A 15,272-nucleotide genomic window follows, 5' to 3' on the forward strand; every position below is an offset into this window, starting at 1 on the left:
TCAAAACCATTCATAAACAAGTTACAAATGTTACAAATCGAAAAAAAAAACTGCTTTATTGCATTAGGGAAGTTTTTAAGCCAATTTTCATTAGATAATTCTGCTAAAAACCCTTCCGTTGTAAACAATGATTTGTTTTATGAGGATTTCTTAAAGTTAATTGATTTATCGCAATCCCACAACGGATGGTTTACTCCCAATCAAGTTCATTTTGCTATAGAATCCTGGGCAGAAGCACTTACCGAAGAAAACATAAATCTTTGGTTGTCTAAATACGATTTCAGTACCGTGCAACCCAAAACCATTGCATTAATTTTAGCAGGAAATATTCCGCTAGTAGGTTTTCATGATTTTTTATCGGTTATAATTTCCGGACATAAAGTATTGGTAAAAACATCTTCTAACGATCAAAAACTGTTGCCTTTTTTAGCCAAATATCTTATTTCAATACATCCTGAATTAGAAAACTACATTACCTTCACCGAAGGAAAAATGGAAGGTTTTGATGCCGTTATTGCCACTGGAAGCAACAATACAGCACGTTATTTTGAATATTATTTTAAAGACAAACCGAGTATTATTCGAAAAAGCAGAAATTCGGTTGCAATATTAACTGGAAACGAAACCTCTGACGATTTAGCAAATTTAGGTGAGGATATTTTTAGATATTTTGGCTTGGGATGCCGAAATGTTTCCAAGCTATTTGTTCCAAAAGGCTATAATTTTGATGCTTTTTTTCAAGCAATTTACGAACAAAAGGATGTTATTTATTACGAAAAATATGCCAACAATTACGACTACAATAAAGCAGTTTTCTTGATGAGTAATTTCAAATTATTAGATAATGAGTTCTTGACAATTAAGGAAGATACGAGTTACGCCTCTCCTATTTCCTCCGTGTTTTATGAATATTACGAAGATGTAAACGAAATCAAAAATCGTTTAGAAATGGATGCTGAGCAAATTCAATGCATTGTTTCTAATGGGATTACAGAAAATAGCATACCTTTTGGGCAAACCCAAAAACCAAACCTTTGGGATTATGCGGACAATGTAGATACTTTGGAGTTTTTGTTGGGAATTTAGGTAACTTCAAATTTCACGTTATCGTAAATATCGGATAATCTTAATTTAATTTCAAGTGCTTCAATTTCGAAACTATCTTGAATCGATTTATATTCCGTCATCAACCAACTTTGGTCTTGATTTCTGTAATATTTAATAACATTCAATTGTTCACTATCTATTAAAATATATTCTTTTAAGGTTTCAATTTGTCTATACAATTCAAATTTTTGACCTAAATCATAACTTCTAGTTGTTTTAGATAATATTTCAAAAATTACAATAGGATTTATTGCAGTATCGGTCTCGTTGTTTAAAGTTTCTGCTTCGTTACAATATACACTAATATCAGGATAAGTATATAAGGTGTTTTCGGGGATATTTACTCTTAAATCACTTCCATAAGGACGGCAAGGTTTTCCTTTTAATTTATGTTTTAATTCATAAATACAATTGGCCGATATTTCATTATGGACTTTAGATGCTCCACTTATAGCAACTATTTCCCCTTTTGTATCTTCATATCTATGTAAAGGAAAAACTTCCCCTTTGTAATATTCATGTTTATTTAATGCCAATCGCTCAGCATCAAGATACTCTTGTTCAGTGATGTAATGTATCTGTGGAATTCCCATTGCAAACCTTTTGAAATACAAATATACTATTTATTTTAATTTTTAATAATTAAATTTTAATTGAAATATAGACAAAACAGGTTATAAACTATTACGTTATCGTTAATAAAACAGGCCAATTATTGCCAAATTCTAACCCCTATTTCCAACACTATTTCCGAAATTTGCACCTTTAGAAATTGGAAACTACACCATGAAAAAACACAACTACAGCGCAGGACCTTGTATCTTACCACAAGAAGTATTCGAAAAATCGGCACAAGCCATTTTAAATTTTAATAATTCCGATTTATCTTTATTGGAAATTTCACACCGTAGCAAAGATTTTGTTGCCGTAATGGACCAAGCAAGAGCCTTAGTTTTAGAACTTTTAGGATTAGAAGGTAAAGGATACCAAGCCTTATTTTTGGCAGGTGGAGCAAGTTTAGAGTTTCTTATGGTTCCTTATAACTTAATGAAAACCGATGGAAAAGCGGCTTATTTAGACACGGGAACTTGGGCAAACAATGCCATTAAAGAAGCTAAACATTTTGGAGAAACCCTTGTAGTTGCATCCTCAAAAGAAGAAAATTACAACCACATTCCAAAAGTATATTCTATTCCTACCGATGCTTCTTATTTTCACTGTACCAGTAACAACACGATTTTTGGAACCCAAATGAAATCGTTTCCAGAAACAGATCTTCCAGTGGTTTGCGATATGAGTTCGGATATTTTTTCTAGAACATTAGACTTTTCTAAATTCGATTTAATTTACGCTGGAGCACAAAAAAACATGGGTCCTGCAGGAACTACTTTGGTAGTTGTTAAAGAAGAAATATTAGGAAAATCAGGTCGTTATATTCCGAGTATGTTGGATTATGAAAAACATATTAAGGCTGAGAGTATGTACAACACGCCACCAGTTTTCCCAATTTATGCATCACTTTTAACGCTAGAATGGTTGAAAAACCTTGGCGGAATTGCAGCAATAGAAAAAATTAATGAGGCTAAAGCAGCATTACTTTATTCAGAAATTGACAGAAATCCTTTATTTAAAGGGGCTGCCGCTGTAGAAGACAGAAGTATTATGAACGCAACTTTCTTATTAAACGATGAAAGCCACGCTCCTACCTTTGACAAAATGTGGAAAGATGCTGGGATTTCTGGATTGCCAGGACACCGTTCGGTTGGTGGATACCGCGCTTCTATGTATAATGCGTTACCATTGGAAAGCGTTCAGGTATTGGTAGATGTGATGCAAGCGTTGGAAAAAAGTATTTAATTTTTTCAGTATATTTGAAGTCTAAAAATAATGAATGATGAAATACAACATATCATTTCAAGAGAGAGCCAAATTGGGCAAGGAATTGTTATCAAAACAATTACCGATTTCCTTGCAAGATGCCAAGAAGCAAGTGGAATGGCTAAAACAGATAAGCTCTTCAAAGAAAAAGAAACAAAGAATTTAATTAAGTTTATTGAAATTGAGAAACTTTGGTATTCCTCTATTAACATTAATGATTATATTGCGGAAGGTGCCGAACAAAAAGTTTACATTAAAAATGACAAAAGCGTATTAAAACTTAATGATTCTATTTATTATCTTTCTTGGATAGATTATTTTCAAAATTTACTACTTCATAATTATTTTTTCCCTGACACTTCCTACGATTTATTAGGTTTTCATCTACATGAAGAAATATTATATGCTGTTGTACAACAACCATTTGTAAAAGCAACTAAAAAAACTGATTTAGATTTAGTAAAACTTTTTTTAACCAATAATGGATTTCAAAACACAAGAAATAATGATTATTTTAATCCAGAATTAGGATTAATTTTAGAAGATTTACACGATGAAAATGTGCTTACTCAAAATGGAATATTGTATTTTATAGACACCGTTTTTTATATTACAGATTGATAATGACTTTCAACTTTAAAGAAAAATATATTTTAGAAAATGAAGTTGTAAGGTTGGAGCCTTTATCTATGAATCATTTTGATGCATTAGTACAATTTTCAATTAACGAACCCGAGCTTTGGAGTTTTAATGCAAATGGTCCTGATAGCCCAGAAGATTTAAAGAAGTATATTGAAAAAGCGTTGTCTCAAAAGGAAAAACTGGTAGAATATCCATTTATTGTTTTTGATAAAATTAAAAATAAAATTGCAGGAAGTACCCGTTTTTATAATATAAGTCTGGAAACTAAAAATTTAGAAATAGGATTTACTTGGTACGGAAAAGAATTTCAAGGAACTTTGCTAAACAAAAATTGTAAGTATTTACTTTTGGAATTTGCATTTGAAAAAATGAATTTAGAAAGAGTTGGTTTTAGAGCCAATAATTTAAACAAAAAAAGTATCAATGCTATGAAAAGCATTGGATGTATAGAAGAAGGTATATTAAGAAATTTCAGTACCGATGCCAAAGGAGATAGAATTGATGCTATTATTTTAAGCATTATAAAAAATGAATGGTTTAATGGTACGAAAGAAAATTTGAAAAATAAAACATAAATAATCAACTGAGTCTAAACTTTTAAACTCTTAAACTCATAAACATAAAAAATGAAAGTATTAGCTAACGACGGAATTTCTAAAAGCGGAATTAAAGCCTTAGAAAAAGGAGGTTTTGAAGTAATCACCACTAAAGTGGCACAAGAACAAGTTGCCAATTTCATCAACAATAATGATGTATCGGTACTTTTGGTAAGAAGTGCAACCAAAGTGCGTCAGGATATTATTGATGCTTGCCCAGGCCTAAAAGTTATTGGTCGTGGAGGTGTTGGTATGGATAATATTGATGTAGAATATGCTCGTGCCAACGGAAAACAAGTAATTAATACTCCTGCTTCTTCCTCGGAAAGTGTGGCCGAATTAGTATTTGCTCATTTATTTACAGGAGTTCGTTTCTTGCACGATTCTAACAGAACCATGCCTCTTGAAGGAGATACCAACTTTGATGGTTTGAAAAAAGCCTACGCTAACGGAATTGAATTGCGTGGTAAAACTCTAGGAATTATTGGTTTTGGCCGCATTGGTCAAGCGGTTGCAAAAATGGCTCTCGGACTAGGAATGAAAGTTATCGCTGCCGATAAATTTGTAAGTAAAGCCGAAATTAGAGTTGATTTTTACACAGGGCAGTTTATTAATGTAGATATTATCACCGAACCATTGGAAGATTTATTCAAGCATTCGGATTTTATTACATTACACGTTCCTGCGCAGGAAGGTTATGTTATTGATAAAGAAGAATTGGCACAAATGAAAGACAATGTGGGTATTGTAAATTGTGCTCGTGGTGGAGTCATCAATGAAGTTGCGCTTATAGAAGCATTGGACAACAACAAAGTTTTATTTGCTGGATTGGATGTTTTTGAAAACGAACCAACTCCAGAAATTCAAATACTAATGCATCCAAGAATTTCGTTAACTCCCCATATTGGTGCTGCTACATTAGAAGCCCAAGATAGAATTGGAACCGAACTTGCAGAGCAAATTATTGGTATATTAAAAAAATAATTTTTCTGTTTTGAATTATAAATCCAAATTTTAAACCTTTAAAATTTGGATTTTTTTTTTGCTTTTTTGTTATAAAATATTTTGGATTTTTTTTAACTTTGTTTAAACTAAAAACTTAATGCCTATGTTTGATCAATTATCAGAATTAGTAAAACAGTTTGGTGGAGAAGCAGTTGTAAACAATCCTGCTGTTCCAAACGAACAAAATGAAGCCGTTCTTAATGAAGCCGGTAGCTCTATTTTGGATAGCCTAAAAGGAATGGTTGCCAACGGAAATATTTCTGATTTGACAAGCTTATTTCAGGGTGCTAATGCATCCGACAGCTCCAATACAGCAGTACAACAAATTACAGAAAAACTATCTGGAACCTTGGGAGAAAAATTCGGATTAAGTTCGGAAGCAGCTTCTGGAGTAGCTGGAAGTTTAATTCCAAAAGTATTGGGTTCTTTAGTTAACAAGGCAAAAGACCCTAACGACTCCAGTTTTCAAATATCGGATATTGTGGGGGCTTTAACCAATGGTGATAGCACCGCTGGTAGTGGTATTATGGATACTATTTCTAAATATGGAAGCCAATTTGGTTTAGATCAAGATGGTGATGGAAAAGTTGGCGTCAGTGACGCTATGGCTGCAATAGAAAAAAAGGGGGGCATTGGTAGTTTAATAGGAAAACTATTTGGCAAATAACAATCTATTTATTACAATAGGAAATCACGCTAATTGGCGTGATTTTTTTTGCTTATTTAATAAAAAAATATGGGATTTATGTAAATCTAATAGTTCATTATATAACATAAATCACTTAGTTTTTATCAAATTTGGTAGAGCAAATATTCCTGAAAAACCTCTTATAGGAATTAAATACTTCAACTTAAAATTTTAAAATCATGGAAGCAATTAAGAAAAAACTTGGAATTTGGATGGATCATTCTAGTGCGCATTTAATCGAATTTTCTTCAGAAGCTGTAGACACCAAAACTATTACTTCTGATTTTTCGAATGAAGATAAAGTAGAAACTTTAAAACGTAGCGAAAGTGAAATGCACCATAAAGAAAATCAGAAACTAACCACTTATTACAAAAATTTAGCAGAGATAATAGGAAATTTTGATGAAGTCCTTCTGTTTGGCCCAACGGATGCCAAATTAGAATTGTTCAATTTTTTAAAAGAAAATCACAAATACGACAACATCAAGATTGAAGTGAAAAATAGTGATAAAATGAGTGATGTGGAGCAACATCATTTCGTTAGAGATTATTTTAAACGATTTGACTTAAAAAAAACAAACTAAACTTATCCAAGAAAACTAACAGAATTTGTTGGAAGTCTATAAATTTACTAGATTTGCAAGAGACTCTATTATGGGAAATTTTAAACAACGTTGGAACCTTACTACTAACTGGCAAATTTTTGTCATCCTTTTAGTATTTGCTATTACAGGTTCTTCTGCAGCAATATTATCCAAACCCATTTTATATTGGTTTGGGATTTCGAAAGAAACGCATCACATTGCTTTGTATTCACTGCTTTATATTTTATTTATTTTTCCAATTTACCAAATACTGTTAGTAGCAATCGGGTTTCTTTTTGGACAATTCAAATTCTTTTGGGCATTTGAAAAAAAAATGCTTCGGAGTATGAAACTAGGGTTCGTAATTGATTTATTAGAAAAGAAAAAAGGAACCAAATAGGCTCCTTTTTTCTTTTCTAATTAATTAATAAATTACTTATCTGTTTTTATCAAATTAAAAAAGTCGTTTCTATTTTCTTTTTCGTCAAATATACCGCCGTACTGAATGGTTGAAGTATAACTAGATTCGTCTTTAATACCGCGACTGGAAACACAAAGATGGGTGGCTTCCATTACAACAATTACATTATCGGTTTCTAAAACGGTTTTCAATTCATTGAAAATTTGCATAATCAATCGCTCTTGCACTTGAGGACGACGCGAATAATAATCTACAATTCGGTTTAATTTAGACAATCCAATTACTTTTCCACTAGAAACATAGCCAATATGCGCTTTACCAACTATTGGTAAAAAATGATGCTCACAAGTAGAATTAAAACTAATATTGGCTTCCACCAACATTTTATCGTAATTATAACTGTTATCAAAAACAGATATTTTAGGTTTGTTCGCAGGATTTAAACCAGAAAATATTTCTTGAATAAACATCTTTGCTACTCTGTGAGGCGTACCTTGTAGACTATCGTCCGTCATATCCATTCCCATTTCTTCCATAATTATATGGAAATGTTTTTCAATGGTAGCCATCTTTTCGGCATCCGATTTATCAAAAGCATCCGCTCTTAAAGGAGTTTCTGCAGACGTCATTTGATGGTTATCGCCAATCAATTCGTAAATTTCTTTTTCAATTAATGTGTTCAAGGCTTTTTTTTGTTTAGATTTATTTTGTTTAACAAATGTACATATATATTAAACAAAAATACTTATTTAACTTTAATTTAAATGTTATTCAACTATAAAAAAAATCTATATTTCCTATTTTTAATAAAATACTTTGTTACTTTGTGAAAAATTGAAGCATGATTACAGCCAAAAATATTCATAAATATTACGATAGTTTACATGTGTTGAATGGGGTTGACCTTCATATTGAAAAAGGTGAAATTGTATCTATAGTAGGTGCTTCTGGTGCCGGGAAAACAACACTTTTGCAAATACTAGGAACGTTAGACAAACCAACTATCGAAAACGGAACCTTATTGACCATCAACAATCAAGACATATTGAATATGAATGACAAAACGTTATCCAAATTTAGAAACCATCATTTGGGATTCATTTTTCAATTTCACCAATTATTACCCGAATTTACTGCTTTAGAAAACGTATGTATTCCTGCTTATATTGCAGGAAAAGAAAAAGCAGCAACCGAAACAGAAGCCAAACGATTGTTAGATTACTTAGGTCTTTCACACAGAATTGACCACAAACCCAATGCGCTTTCTGGCGGAGAACAACAACGCGTTGCAGTTGCTAGAGCATTAATAAACAAACCTTCTGTTATTTTTGCAGATGAACCTTCGGGTAATTTAGATACCGCTTCTGCCGAAAATTTGCACCAGTTATTTTTTAAACTCCGAGAAGAATTCGGGCAAACCTTTGTAATTGTCACACATAACGAAGAACTTGCTAATATGGCCGATAGAAAATTGGTTATGGTGGATGGATTGATTAGCAACTAAAGTTGGAAGATGGGAGTTGGAAGATGGGAGATGGGAGATGGAAGATGGAAGATTAAAAAATTGAACCTTTTATAAAATGCTACTAATAATTTTATCTTGGATTTACATTCTCATTACTACCATTCATCTAGGATATGGATTAGATAAATGTCTTAGTTTAAACAACAAAAACTTTGTAATAACTTCGGTATTAGGATTGTTTTCTGCAACAATTCTAGGAAGTATATGGGCAATTTTTGGAAGAATCAATATTGAATTTCATGTTTTTTTATTAGCATTAAATGCCTTTATTTTTTTTCGATATAAATCGAATATTTTAGAAATTTATAAAACATTTATTTTTGATTTTAAAGAATTAAACTACAGTTTAAAACTCTATTTAGTAGGAATCCTTGTACTAATTATTGCCCAATGCGCAGCCAAACCGTATGTTATTGATAACGAAAGTTACTACATCCAAACCATTAAATGGATTAACGAATACGGCTTTGTAAAAGGATTGGCAAATCTGCATATTTTCTTTGGGCAAACCAGTGGATGGCATATTGCACAAAGTGTTTTTAATTTTTCATTTTTGTATCCCAACTTCAATGATTTAAGTGGTTTTTGCCTAATGCTGGGAACTATTTTTACAATTTTTAAACTGAATTCTTACTTTGAAAATGGTATAAAAATCTATCTTATTATTGGTTTATTACCCATTGCCAATGTATTGTTATTCCAGTTCATTAGTGCACCTTCGCCAGATTTACCTGTTTATGTTTTTTCGTTTATGCTGTTCTTTTATTTTGTTACCTATTTCAACAAACCTTCCCAACAAAAATTCAATCTATTAGTAATTTTAGCATTATTTGTAGTTTTCATAAAACCAACAGCCATTGCAATGCTTTTAATTCCGTTGCTGTTTTTTATTACAAATTTCAAATTGCTAAAATCCAAACTTACAACTAGTTTAGTCATAGGCGTTTTGGTTTTAGCGCTTTTTCTGATTAAAAATACAATAATAACAGGGTATCCCCTCTACCCTACGCAATTATTCAGCAATGCCAACTTTGATTTTAAAGTTCCTAAAGTGTTGATTTCATTTTATTTTGATGAAACTAAATTATATGGTTTTTATAGTACCCGAGCGGAATTTCAATCCATGAACCAAATTCAAATTTTCATTAAATGGCTAACTATTTACAACATAAACTCTATTTTCAATATATTAAATGTGCTCTTAGTTTTTATTAGTTCCTATTTTATTTATAAATATTACAACCATAAAAAATATTGGTTACTCTATTTTATAATGGTTTTTCAATTTGGTTTGTTGCTAATTACCTCACCTCAATTCCGTTTTTTTATTCATTTCTTACTCTTTTTTAGTTTTCTGATTTTAGTTTGTTTTCTAAATTCCAAAAGACCTATAATTATTTTACTTTACGTAAGTTCACTTATGGTAGCATTATTGGTGTTGATTCCGTTAAATTACTCTGCAATAACTACCAATAAATTACTATCCGAAAATAGCCATTTTAGTATTTCCGAAATTGTATATCCGCATCCTAATTCCAAATTAAAAACCCATTTTTACAAACATAAAATTGGAAATCTAGAATACATTTCTCCGGATAAAAATTCCTATTTTTGGACAAATGGCAGTGGGAAATTACCCTGCGTTAATCTACAACAGATCAATTACTTCATAGTTAATTACCACTATATCCCACAAATGAGAACCAAAGATTTAAAAGACGGTTTTTATTCTAAAAAAGTTTCTACCAATGAATAAATCCGAACTAAAATCCTTTCTAGACGAAAAAGTCTTGCAATACAATACGTTAGATTTTATCGAAAGTGACCCGGTTCAAATTCCGCATTTGTTTTCTCAAAAAGAAGACATTGAAATTGCAGGATTTCTATCGGCAACTATAGCTTGGGGAAACCGAAAAATGATTATACAAAACTCCCATAAAATGATGGATCTATTAGGTAATTCTCCTTATGATTTTGTACTAAACCACCGAGATCACCATCTGGAAAAACTTGAAAATTTTGTACATAGAACTTTCAATGGGCAAGATTTTATAAGTTTTATTAAAAGTTTGCAAAACATCTATACCAACCATGGCGGACTAGAAGCCATTTTTACCAAACACCAAGAACCCGATTCCCTTCAAAATGCCATAACCGAATTTAAGAAAGTGTTTTTCGAAATAAACCACCAAAACCGAACCGAAAAACACGTTTCTGACCCAAGTAAAAATTCTTCTAGTAAAAGAATCAATATGTGGCTTCGTTGGAACTGCCGCCAAGATACCAAAGGCGTTGATTTAGGAATTTGGAAAAACATTTCTCCCTCCAAACTCAGTTGCCCTTTAGATGTACATTCGGGCAATGTAGCACGAAAACTAGGCTTACTTTCTAGAAGTCAAAATGATGCCAAAGCAGTAGCCGAACTCGATGCCAACTTGCGTTTGTTAGACCCCAACGATCCCGTGAAATACGATTTTGCTTTATTCGGTTTGGGAGTTTTTGAAAAGTTTTAAATTAATCTTTTGTAGTTCTCATTTTTTTAAACTCAACATTCTTAACCATTAAAAAATCCATAACCATTAATGTATTTAAGTTTACTACAATATCCTTGGATTTACTATCCTTCGCACAAAATTCAATAAAAAGAGGAATTTCATATTGCTCTAACTTTAATGTTTTAGCATAAAATTCAGCATCTATGTTCGTTTCAATAAATTTTTTAAACTCAATTGGTTTAGGCATTTTCACAGGTTCCGAATCTTTTTTAAAAACCTTTTTTAAAATATTAAAAAAATCACCCCCCATTCTAATAAAATCCATTCCATTCTCTATGGTTCCGTCATAAACCCCTATTACTTTAGGAGTTACTTGCTGTTTTGCTAATTTCAGTTCATCCGAAAATGCTTGATTAGAATAAATATGAGGTAAATAAGATTTAGTAATTTTAACTTCTTCAAGTTCAATAGGCTTTTTTTCTAGTTTAATTTGTAAATTATTAATCTCAAAATCGCTATTAATTAAAGTAATTTTTTTGTCTAAATAATCTTTTTCAATGATAAGAAAAACATCTCCAACATTGGCATAAATACTAAACTCTCCTTTACTATCTGTTCTTGCAACTTTTTTAGTACTATAATTTATAACATCAATTCCAGCAATTGGCAGATTCAAATTCATGACTTTTCCACTTATCAACTTTTCATTTTGAGAATAACAAAATTGAAAGGAAACTAACAAAAAAAAGAAATAGTATTTTACCTTCATATAGAATAATTTAATTTGATAAAAGTATCGGAATCCTTCAAAATAAAAACTTAAGTAAAAAATAATCTTATGTTAAATACTAAAATAACATTTATTATTTCACAAACTATATATCTATTAATTCGTAATTATTAATTCCTAATTTCCAATTTTTATTCTATTTTTGTAAAAACCAAAACACTAAACACAAACATGCTAATTATAGGAATCGCTGGCGGAACAGGATCAGGTAAAACTACTGTTGTTCACCAAATTATGAACGAATTACCAGAAACCGAAGTTGGGATTATCTCCCAAGATTCTTATTACAAGCAAAACGTTGGCATGAGTTACGAAGAACGAAGCAACATCAACTTTGACCATCCACGTGCCATCGATTTTGAACTTTTAGTACAACAACTTAAAGATTTAAAAGCCGGTAAAACCATCGACCAACCCGTGTATTCCTTTGTCACTCACAATAGAACCGACGATACGATTAGCACCCATCCAAGAAAAGTAATGATTGTAGAAGGAATTTTAATCCTTACCAATCCCGAACTTCGCGACATGTTTGACATCAAGGTATATGTCCATGCCGATTCTGACGAGCGATTAATTCGCCGCCTAAAAAGAGACATTGCCGAACGTGGTCGCGATATGGAAGAGGTGCTTAACCGCTACCAAACTACACTAAAACCAATGCACCAACAGTTCATCGAACCAACCAAAGCATTTGCCGATATCATCATTCCCAACGACAAATACAACACCGTGGCAATCGACGTGGTTCGCGCAGTAATCAACCAACGATTAACTTAATTTGTAACTTTATCAAATGAAAAATTGGTACCAAAATCTTATCCTAAACTATCCCTACCTAAAATTTTTAGGAAGTCGATACACCTTGGTACTCCTGTTTTTCATCGTATGGATGCTCTTCCTAGACAACCAATCGTATCTAGATCAAAGAATTCTGAACAAACAAATTGATGAATTAGAAGACAACAAAACCTACTATAAAGAAGAAATTGCCAAAGACCAACAAAGCATAAAAAACTTAAAAAATCCCGGGCAAACCGAACGATACGCTCGAGAAAAGTACTACATGAAACGCGACAGCGAAGATATTTACATCATTGATATTGAAGATGATAAAATAAAAGATAGTTTAGAAGAAGCGAAACAGTAGGCATTTCTACAATTGCAATTCCTGCCATCCGTTACAATCTGTCATTGCGAGGAACGAAGCAATCTAATAACATTATTCCTTTATCGCAATGCCAGGATTTCCACTTCTGTCAGGGCTATACAGCCAACTCTAAACAAGATTTCCCATTCCAAAAGAACTTTCGTTTCTAAATAAGAAAATACCACAAAATAAAAATTTCCTATAGAGAATTCTTAGTTTCCAGCATTACAAATTGAGTTATGTTTAAGACATATACCTAATTTGCAAAAAATTCTATTTATTTCCCCAAAAAACATTTTTTTTACCCTAAATTTGAAGTACTAAAAAGCACTATAATTGTGAGCACAAATAACCCACTTTTTTCAGAATTTGAAAACGTTAGTTCCCAAAAATGGAAACAACAAATTCAGTACGAACTTAAAGGAGCCGATTACAATGACACCCTTGTTTGGGAAAGCCCAGAAGGAATCAAAGTAAAACCCTTTTACCACAACGACGAGTTGGAAACAAAATTCCAATCTATAACTCCCAAAAATGCCTTTGCCATCGTACAAAACATCTTCGTTCACGATGTTAAACTATCCAACCAAAGAGCCTTAGATACCCTAAACCGCGGTGCCGAAAGCATCCGATTTACCATAGAAAACGAATCGATTTCTATAGAAGATTTAATGCAAAATCTGCCAACAGAAAAAGCAACCTATTCTTTTAATTTGCCATTTCTCTCTGTCGATTATGCAACTAAAATTCAAGATTATGCTTCCAAAAACAAGGTAAATTGCACCATTTTATTAGATCCAATTGGGCAACTAACCAAAGACGGAAATTGGTTTGAATCCTTAGATAAAGATTTTGAAAAACTAAATACTATAGTTAACTATTCCCCTCCTCTGGAGGGGTGCCCGAAGGGCGGGGTGGTTTCTATCAACGCTAGCATTTACCAAAATGCAGGAGCAACAATGGTGCAACAATTAGCCTATACTCTTGCTCATGTAAATGAATATTTCAACCGATTAACTTGTATACCACAACCCATTACCATAGAAGTATCCGTTGGAACCAATTATTTTTTTGAAATTGCAAAACTTCGTGCTTTGCGAACTTTATTTGCAATCTTGGCTAAAGAATACAACCACAATTTCGATTGTGTTATTGTAGCAACTCCTACCAAACGCAACAAAACTATTTACGATTACAATGTAAATATGTTACGAACTACCACCGAATGCATGAGTGCAATTCTAGGTGGAGCCAATGCTGTGGCTAATTTACCTTATGATGCTTTGTACCATAAAGACAATGAATTTGGCGACCGAATTGCCAGAAATCAACTATTGGTTTTAAAACACGAGAGTTTCTTTGATAAAGTAAACAATCCGGCTGATGGTGCTTATTATATAGAATCCCTAACCGAACAATTAGCAGAAAAAGCCCTTACTTTATTTAAAGAAATAGAAGCAAATGGCGGATTCATAACACAATTAATTGAAGGTAATATCCAAAGAAAAATTAGCGAAAGCGCACAAAAAGAACAAGATTTAATGGATAGCGGCAAAGAAGTTTTATTAGGAACCAATAAATACCCTAACAAAAACGACCGCATGAAAAATGATTTGGAATTATATCCGTTTTTAAAACAAAATCCGCGTAAAACGTTAATCACTCCAATCATTGAAAAACGATTGGCAGAGAAATTAGAACAAGAACGATTGGCAACAGAATAATTTTATACCTTTATTAAAAATAAAACTATGGAAGCAATAAGACAAACTGTAAAAGTTAAAGATCATAAAATAAGTATCACTCTTCCAGATGATTTTAATGCAGAAGAAGTAGATGTAATCATTTTACCATCCAAAAATGAGGAATATGTTATTCCTCAATGGCAAATGAATGTTGTTAACGAAAGAACAGAAAAATACTTAAAAAATCCAATAGCGATAACCGATTTTGATGATACAATGAAGGAATTGGATACCGATTTTATTTTAACCGATGAACAAATGAAAATTTTAGACGAAAGAGCAAAAGAAGATAGGTCTACATTTATAACTGCTGAAGAGTCATTGTTACAGATTAAAAAGAGGTATGAATTATAAAATTATTGTTTCTAAAAGGGCGCAATTTGAAATTTTAGATATTACTGATTATTATTTTCAAATTAACTTAGAACTAGTATATAAATTTTATTTAAAATTAGAAGAAACTTATGATTATTTAAGAATGTACCCCTATTTTCAAAAAAGATATAAAGAATTTAGAATAATTAGTATAAAAAAATTCCCTTATATTCTTGTTTTTGAAATTGATGAAAATAACAAATCTGTTTCTATTTTGTCGTGCTTTCATACATCTCAAAATCCTGAAAAGTATCCTTTAAAAAATTAAATT

At 31.8% G+C, this 15,272-nt stretch carries 19 protein-coding genes; 16 read left to right on the plus strand and 3 right to left on the minus strand.

Annotation, left to right across the window (positions count from 1 at the left end; translation table 11 throughout):
• The first annotated feature begins 27 nt into the window (after window positions 1-27).
• Window positions 28-1,086 (plus strand): acyl-CoA reductase, encoded by a 1,059-nt coding sequence (locus ACIQ2J_RS05355; RefSeq protein WP_396167364.1) that lies wholly within the window; start codon window positions 28-30, stop codon window positions 1,084-1,086.
• On the opposite strand, the gene ACIQ2J_RS05360 is transcribed toward ACIQ2J_RS05355, so the two are convergent.
• Window positions 1,083-1,700 (minus strand): Uma2 family endonuclease, encoded by a 618-nt coding sequence (locus ACIQ2J_RS05360; protein ID WP_396167365.1) that lies wholly within the window; start codon window positions 1,698-1,700, stop codon window positions 1,083-1,085. The two genes, ACIQ2J_RS05355 and ACIQ2J_RS05360, sit on opposite strands and share 4 nt — an antisense overlap.
• A gap of 193 nt (window positions 1,701-1,893) precedes the next feature.
• Between ACIQ2J_RS05360 and serC the strand changes: the two genes are divergently transcribed.
• The 7 genes from serC to ACIQ2J_RS05395 all read left to right on the plus strand — a co-directional run bounded on the left by serC (window position 1,894) and on the right by ACIQ2J_RS05395 (window position 6,900).
• Window positions 1,894-2,964 carry a 3-phosphoserine/phosphohydroxythreonine transaminase gene (gene serC / locus ACIQ2J_RS05365; RefSeq protein WP_396167367.1) on the plus strand — a complete coding sequence of 357 codons (1,071 nt, stop codon included), beginning with the start codon at window positions 1,894-1,896 and terminating at the stop codon, window positions 2,962-2,964.
• 30 nt (window positions 2,965-2,994) lie between these two features.
• The gene (locus tag ACIQ2J_RS05370) at window positions 2,995-3,606 is read left to right on the plus strand and encodes a hypothetical protein (RefSeq protein WP_396167368.1); all 612 of its coding nucleotides are present in this window, start codon (window positions 2,995-2,997) and stop codon (window positions 3,604-3,606) included.
• Window positions 3,607-3,608: 2 nt separating this feature from the next.
• A complete protein-coding gene (locus tag ACIQ2J_RS05375) occupies window positions 3,609-4,202 on the plus strand; it encodes a GNAT family N-acetyltransferase (RefSeq protein WP_396167369.1) in 594 nt (197 codons plus the stop codon).
• A gap of 51 nt (window positions 4,203-4,253) precedes the next feature.
• Window positions 4,254-5,207 (plus strand): D-2-hydroxyacid dehydrogenase, encoded by a 954-nt coding sequence (locus tag ACIQ2J_RS05380; RefSeq protein ID WP_396167370.1) that lies wholly within the window; start codon window positions 4,254-4,256, stop codon window positions 5,205-5,207.
• 124 nt (window positions 5,208-5,331) lie between these two features.
• Window positions 5,332-5,895: a DUF937 domain-containing protein gene (locus ACIQ2J_RS05385; RefSeq protein ID WP_396167371.1), complete on the plus strand. Its 564-nt coding sequence runs from the start codon at window positions 5,332-5,334 to the stop codon at window positions 5,893-5,895.
• Between the two features lie 200 nt (window positions 5,896-6,095).
• Window positions 6,096-6,500: a hypothetical protein gene (locus ACIQ2J_RS05390; protein ID WP_396167372.1), complete on the plus strand. Its 405-nt coding sequence runs from the start codon at window positions 6,096-6,098 to the stop codon at window positions 6,498-6,500.
• Between the two features lie 70 nt (window positions 6,501-6,570).
• Window positions 6,571-6,900, plus strand: a complete 330-nt coding sequence (locus ACIQ2J_RS05395; RefSeq protein ID WP_396167373.1) for a DUF6787 family protein — start codon at window positions 6,571-6,573, stop codon at window positions 6,898-6,900.
• A 32-nt stretch (window positions 6,901-6,932) separates the two neighbouring features.
• Here ACIQ2J_RS05395 and folE read toward each other — a convergent pair whose 3' ends face one another.
• Window positions 6,933-7,550, minus strand: a complete 618-nt coding sequence (gene folE / locus ACIQ2J_RS05400; protein ID WP_396167456.1) for a GTP cyclohydrolase I FolE — start codon at window positions 7,548-7,550, stop codon at window positions 6,933-6,935.
• A 212-nt stretch (window positions 7,551-7,762) separates the two neighbouring features.
• Here folE and ACIQ2J_RS05405 point away from each other — a divergent pair, with 212 nt between their 5' ends.
• The 3 genes from ACIQ2J_RS05405 to ACIQ2J_RS05415 all read left to right on the plus strand — a co-directional run bounded on the left by ACIQ2J_RS05405 (window position 7,763) and on the right by ACIQ2J_RS05415 (window position 10,959).
• The gene (locus ACIQ2J_RS05405) at window positions 7,763-8,425 is read left to right on the plus strand and encodes an ABC transporter ATP-binding protein (protein WP_396167374.1); all 663 of its coding nucleotides are present in this window, start codon (window positions 7,763-7,765) and stop codon (window positions 8,423-8,425) included.
• A 76-nt stretch (window positions 8,426-8,501) separates the two neighbouring features.
• The gene (locus ACIQ2J_RS05410) at window positions 8,502-10,202 is read left to right on the plus strand and encodes an LIC_10190 family membrane protein (RefSeq protein ID WP_396167375.1); all 1,701 of its coding nucleotides are present in this window, start codon (window positions 8,502-8,504) and stop codon (window positions 10,200-10,202) included.
• Window positions 10,195-10,959, plus strand: coding sequence for a TIGR02757 family protein (locus ACIQ2J_RS05415; RefSeq protein WP_396167376.1), 765 nt, complete (start codon window positions 10,195-10,197; stop codon window positions 10,957-10,959). Before ACIQ2J_RS05410 ends, ACIQ2J_RS05415 begins: the two co-directional genes overlap by 8 nt.
• A 1-nt stretch (window position 10,960) precedes the next feature.
• On the opposite strand, the gene ACIQ2J_RS05420 is transcribed toward ACIQ2J_RS05415, so the two are convergent.
• The gene (locus ACIQ2J_RS05420) at window positions 10,961-11,710 is read right to left on the minus strand and encodes a hypothetical protein (protein WP_396167377.1); all 750 of its coding nucleotides are present in this window, start codon (window positions 11,708-11,710) and stop codon (window positions 10,961-10,963) included.
• Between the two features lie 192 nt (window positions 11,711-11,902).
• Here ACIQ2J_RS05420 and udk point away from each other — a divergent pair, with 192 nt between their 5' ends.
• The 5 genes from udk to ACIQ2J_RS05445 all read left to right on the plus strand — a co-directional run bounded on the left by udk (window position 11,903) and on the right by ACIQ2J_RS05445 (window position 15,269).
• Entirely contained in the window at window positions 11,903-12,511 is a 609-nt protein-coding gene (udk, locus tag ACIQ2J_RS05425; RefSeq protein ID WP_396167378.1) for a uridine kinase, read from the plus strand.
• A 16-nt stretch (window positions 12,512-12,527) separates the two neighbouring features.
• Window positions 12,528-12,881 carry a septum formation initiator family protein gene (locus tag ACIQ2J_RS05430; protein WP_396167379.1) on the plus strand — a complete coding sequence of 118 codons (354 nt, stop codon included), beginning with the start codon at window positions 12,528-12,530 and terminating at the stop codon, window positions 12,879-12,881.
• Between the two features lie 338 nt (window positions 12,882-13,219).
• Window positions 13,220-14,605 carry a methylmalonyl-CoA mutase subunit beta gene (locus ACIQ2J_RS05435; RefSeq protein ID WP_396167380.1) on the plus strand — a complete coding sequence of 462 codons (1,386 nt, stop codon included), beginning with the start codon at window positions 13,220-13,222 and terminating at the stop codon, window positions 14,603-14,605.
• Window positions 14,606-14,632: 27 nt separating this feature from the next.
• On the plus strand, window positions 14,633-14,980 hold the full coding sequence (locus tag ACIQ2J_RS05440) for a hypothetical protein (RefSeq protein WP_396167381.1): 348 nt from the start codon (window positions 14,633-14,635) through the stop codon (window positions 14,978-14,980).
• Window positions 14,970-15,269: a type II toxin-antitoxin system RelE/ParE family toxin gene (locus ACIQ2J_RS05445; protein WP_396167382.1), complete on the plus strand. Its 300-nt coding sequence runs from the start codon at window positions 14,970-14,972 to the stop codon at window positions 15,267-15,269. The genes ACIQ2J_RS05440 and ACIQ2J_RS05445 overlap by 11 nt, the downstream gene beginning before the upstream one ends.
• The last annotated feature ends 3 nt before the right edge of the window (window positions 15,270-15,272 follow it).

Source organism: Flavobacterium sp., from assembly GCF_044357305.1.
Lineage (GTDB): Bacteria > Bacteroidota > Bacteroidia > Flavobacteriales > Flavobacteriaceae > Flavobacterium.

Coding starts and splice junctions, on each gene's coding strand:
- ACIQ2J_RS05355 (WP_396167364.1), top strand. CDS start 28: ATGTTACAAATCGAAAAAAAAAACTGCTTTATTGCATTAGGGAAGTTT.
- ACIQ2J_RS05360 (WP_396167365.1), bottom strand. CDS start 1,700: ATGGGAATTCCACAGATACATTACATCACTGAACAAGAGTATCTTGAT.
- serC (WP_396167367.1), top strand. CDS start 1,894: ATGAAAAAACACAACTACAGCGCAGGACCTTGTATCTTACCACAAGAA.
- ACIQ2J_RS05370 (WP_396167368.1), top strand. CDS start 2,995: ATGAATGATGAAATACAACATATCATTTCAAGAGAGAGCCAAATTGGG.
- ACIQ2J_RS05375 (WP_396167369.1), top strand. CDS start 3,609: ATGACTTTCAACTTTAAAGAAAAATATATTTTAGAAAATGAAGTTGTA.
- ACIQ2J_RS05380 (WP_396167370.1), top strand. CDS start 4,254: ATGAAAGTATTAGCTAACGACGGAATTTCTAAAAGCGGAATTAAAGCC.
- ACIQ2J_RS05385 (WP_396167371.1), top strand. CDS start 5,332: ATGTTTGATCAATTATCAGAATTAGTAAAACAGTTTGGTGGAGAAGCA.
- ACIQ2J_RS05390 (WP_396167372.1), top strand. CDS start 6,096: ATGGAAGCAATTAAGAAAAAACTTGGAATTTGGATGGATCATTCTAGT.
- ACIQ2J_RS05395 (WP_396167373.1), top strand. CDS start 6,571: ATGGGAAATTTTAAACAACGTTGGAACCTTACTACTAACTGGCAAATT.
- folE (WP_396167456.1), bottom strand. CDS start 7,550: ATGACGTCTGCAGAAACTCCTTTAAGAGCGGATGCTTTTGATAAATCG.
- ACIQ2J_RS05405 (WP_396167374.1), top strand. CDS start 7,763: ATGATTACAGCCAAAAATATTCATAAATATTACGATAGTTTACATGTG.
- ACIQ2J_RS05410 (WP_396167375.1), top strand. CDS start 8,502: ATGCTACTAATAATTTTATCTTGGATTTACATTCTCATTACTACCATT.
- ACIQ2J_RS05415 (WP_396167376.1), top strand. CDS start 10,195: ATGAATAAATCCGAACTAAAATCCTTTCTAGACGAAAAAGTCTTGCAA.
- ACIQ2J_RS05420 (WP_396167377.1), bottom strand. CDS start 11,710: ATGAAGGTAAAATACTATTTCTTTTTTTTGTTAGTTTCCTTTCAATTT.
- udk (WP_396167378.1), top strand. CDS start 11,903: ATGCTAATTATAGGAATCGCTGGCGGAACAGGATCAGGTAAAACTACT.
- ACIQ2J_RS05430 (WP_396167379.1), top strand. CDS start 12,528: ATGAAAAATTGGTACCAAAATCTTATCCTAAACTATCCCTACCTAAAA.
- ACIQ2J_RS05440 (WP_396167381.1), top strand. CDS start 14,633: ATGGAAGCAATAAGACAAACTGTAAAAGTTAAAGATCATAAAATAAGT.
- ACIQ2J_RS05445 (WP_396167382.1), top strand. CDS start 14,970: ATGAATTATAAAATTATTGTTTCTAAAAGGGCGCAATTTGAAATTTTA.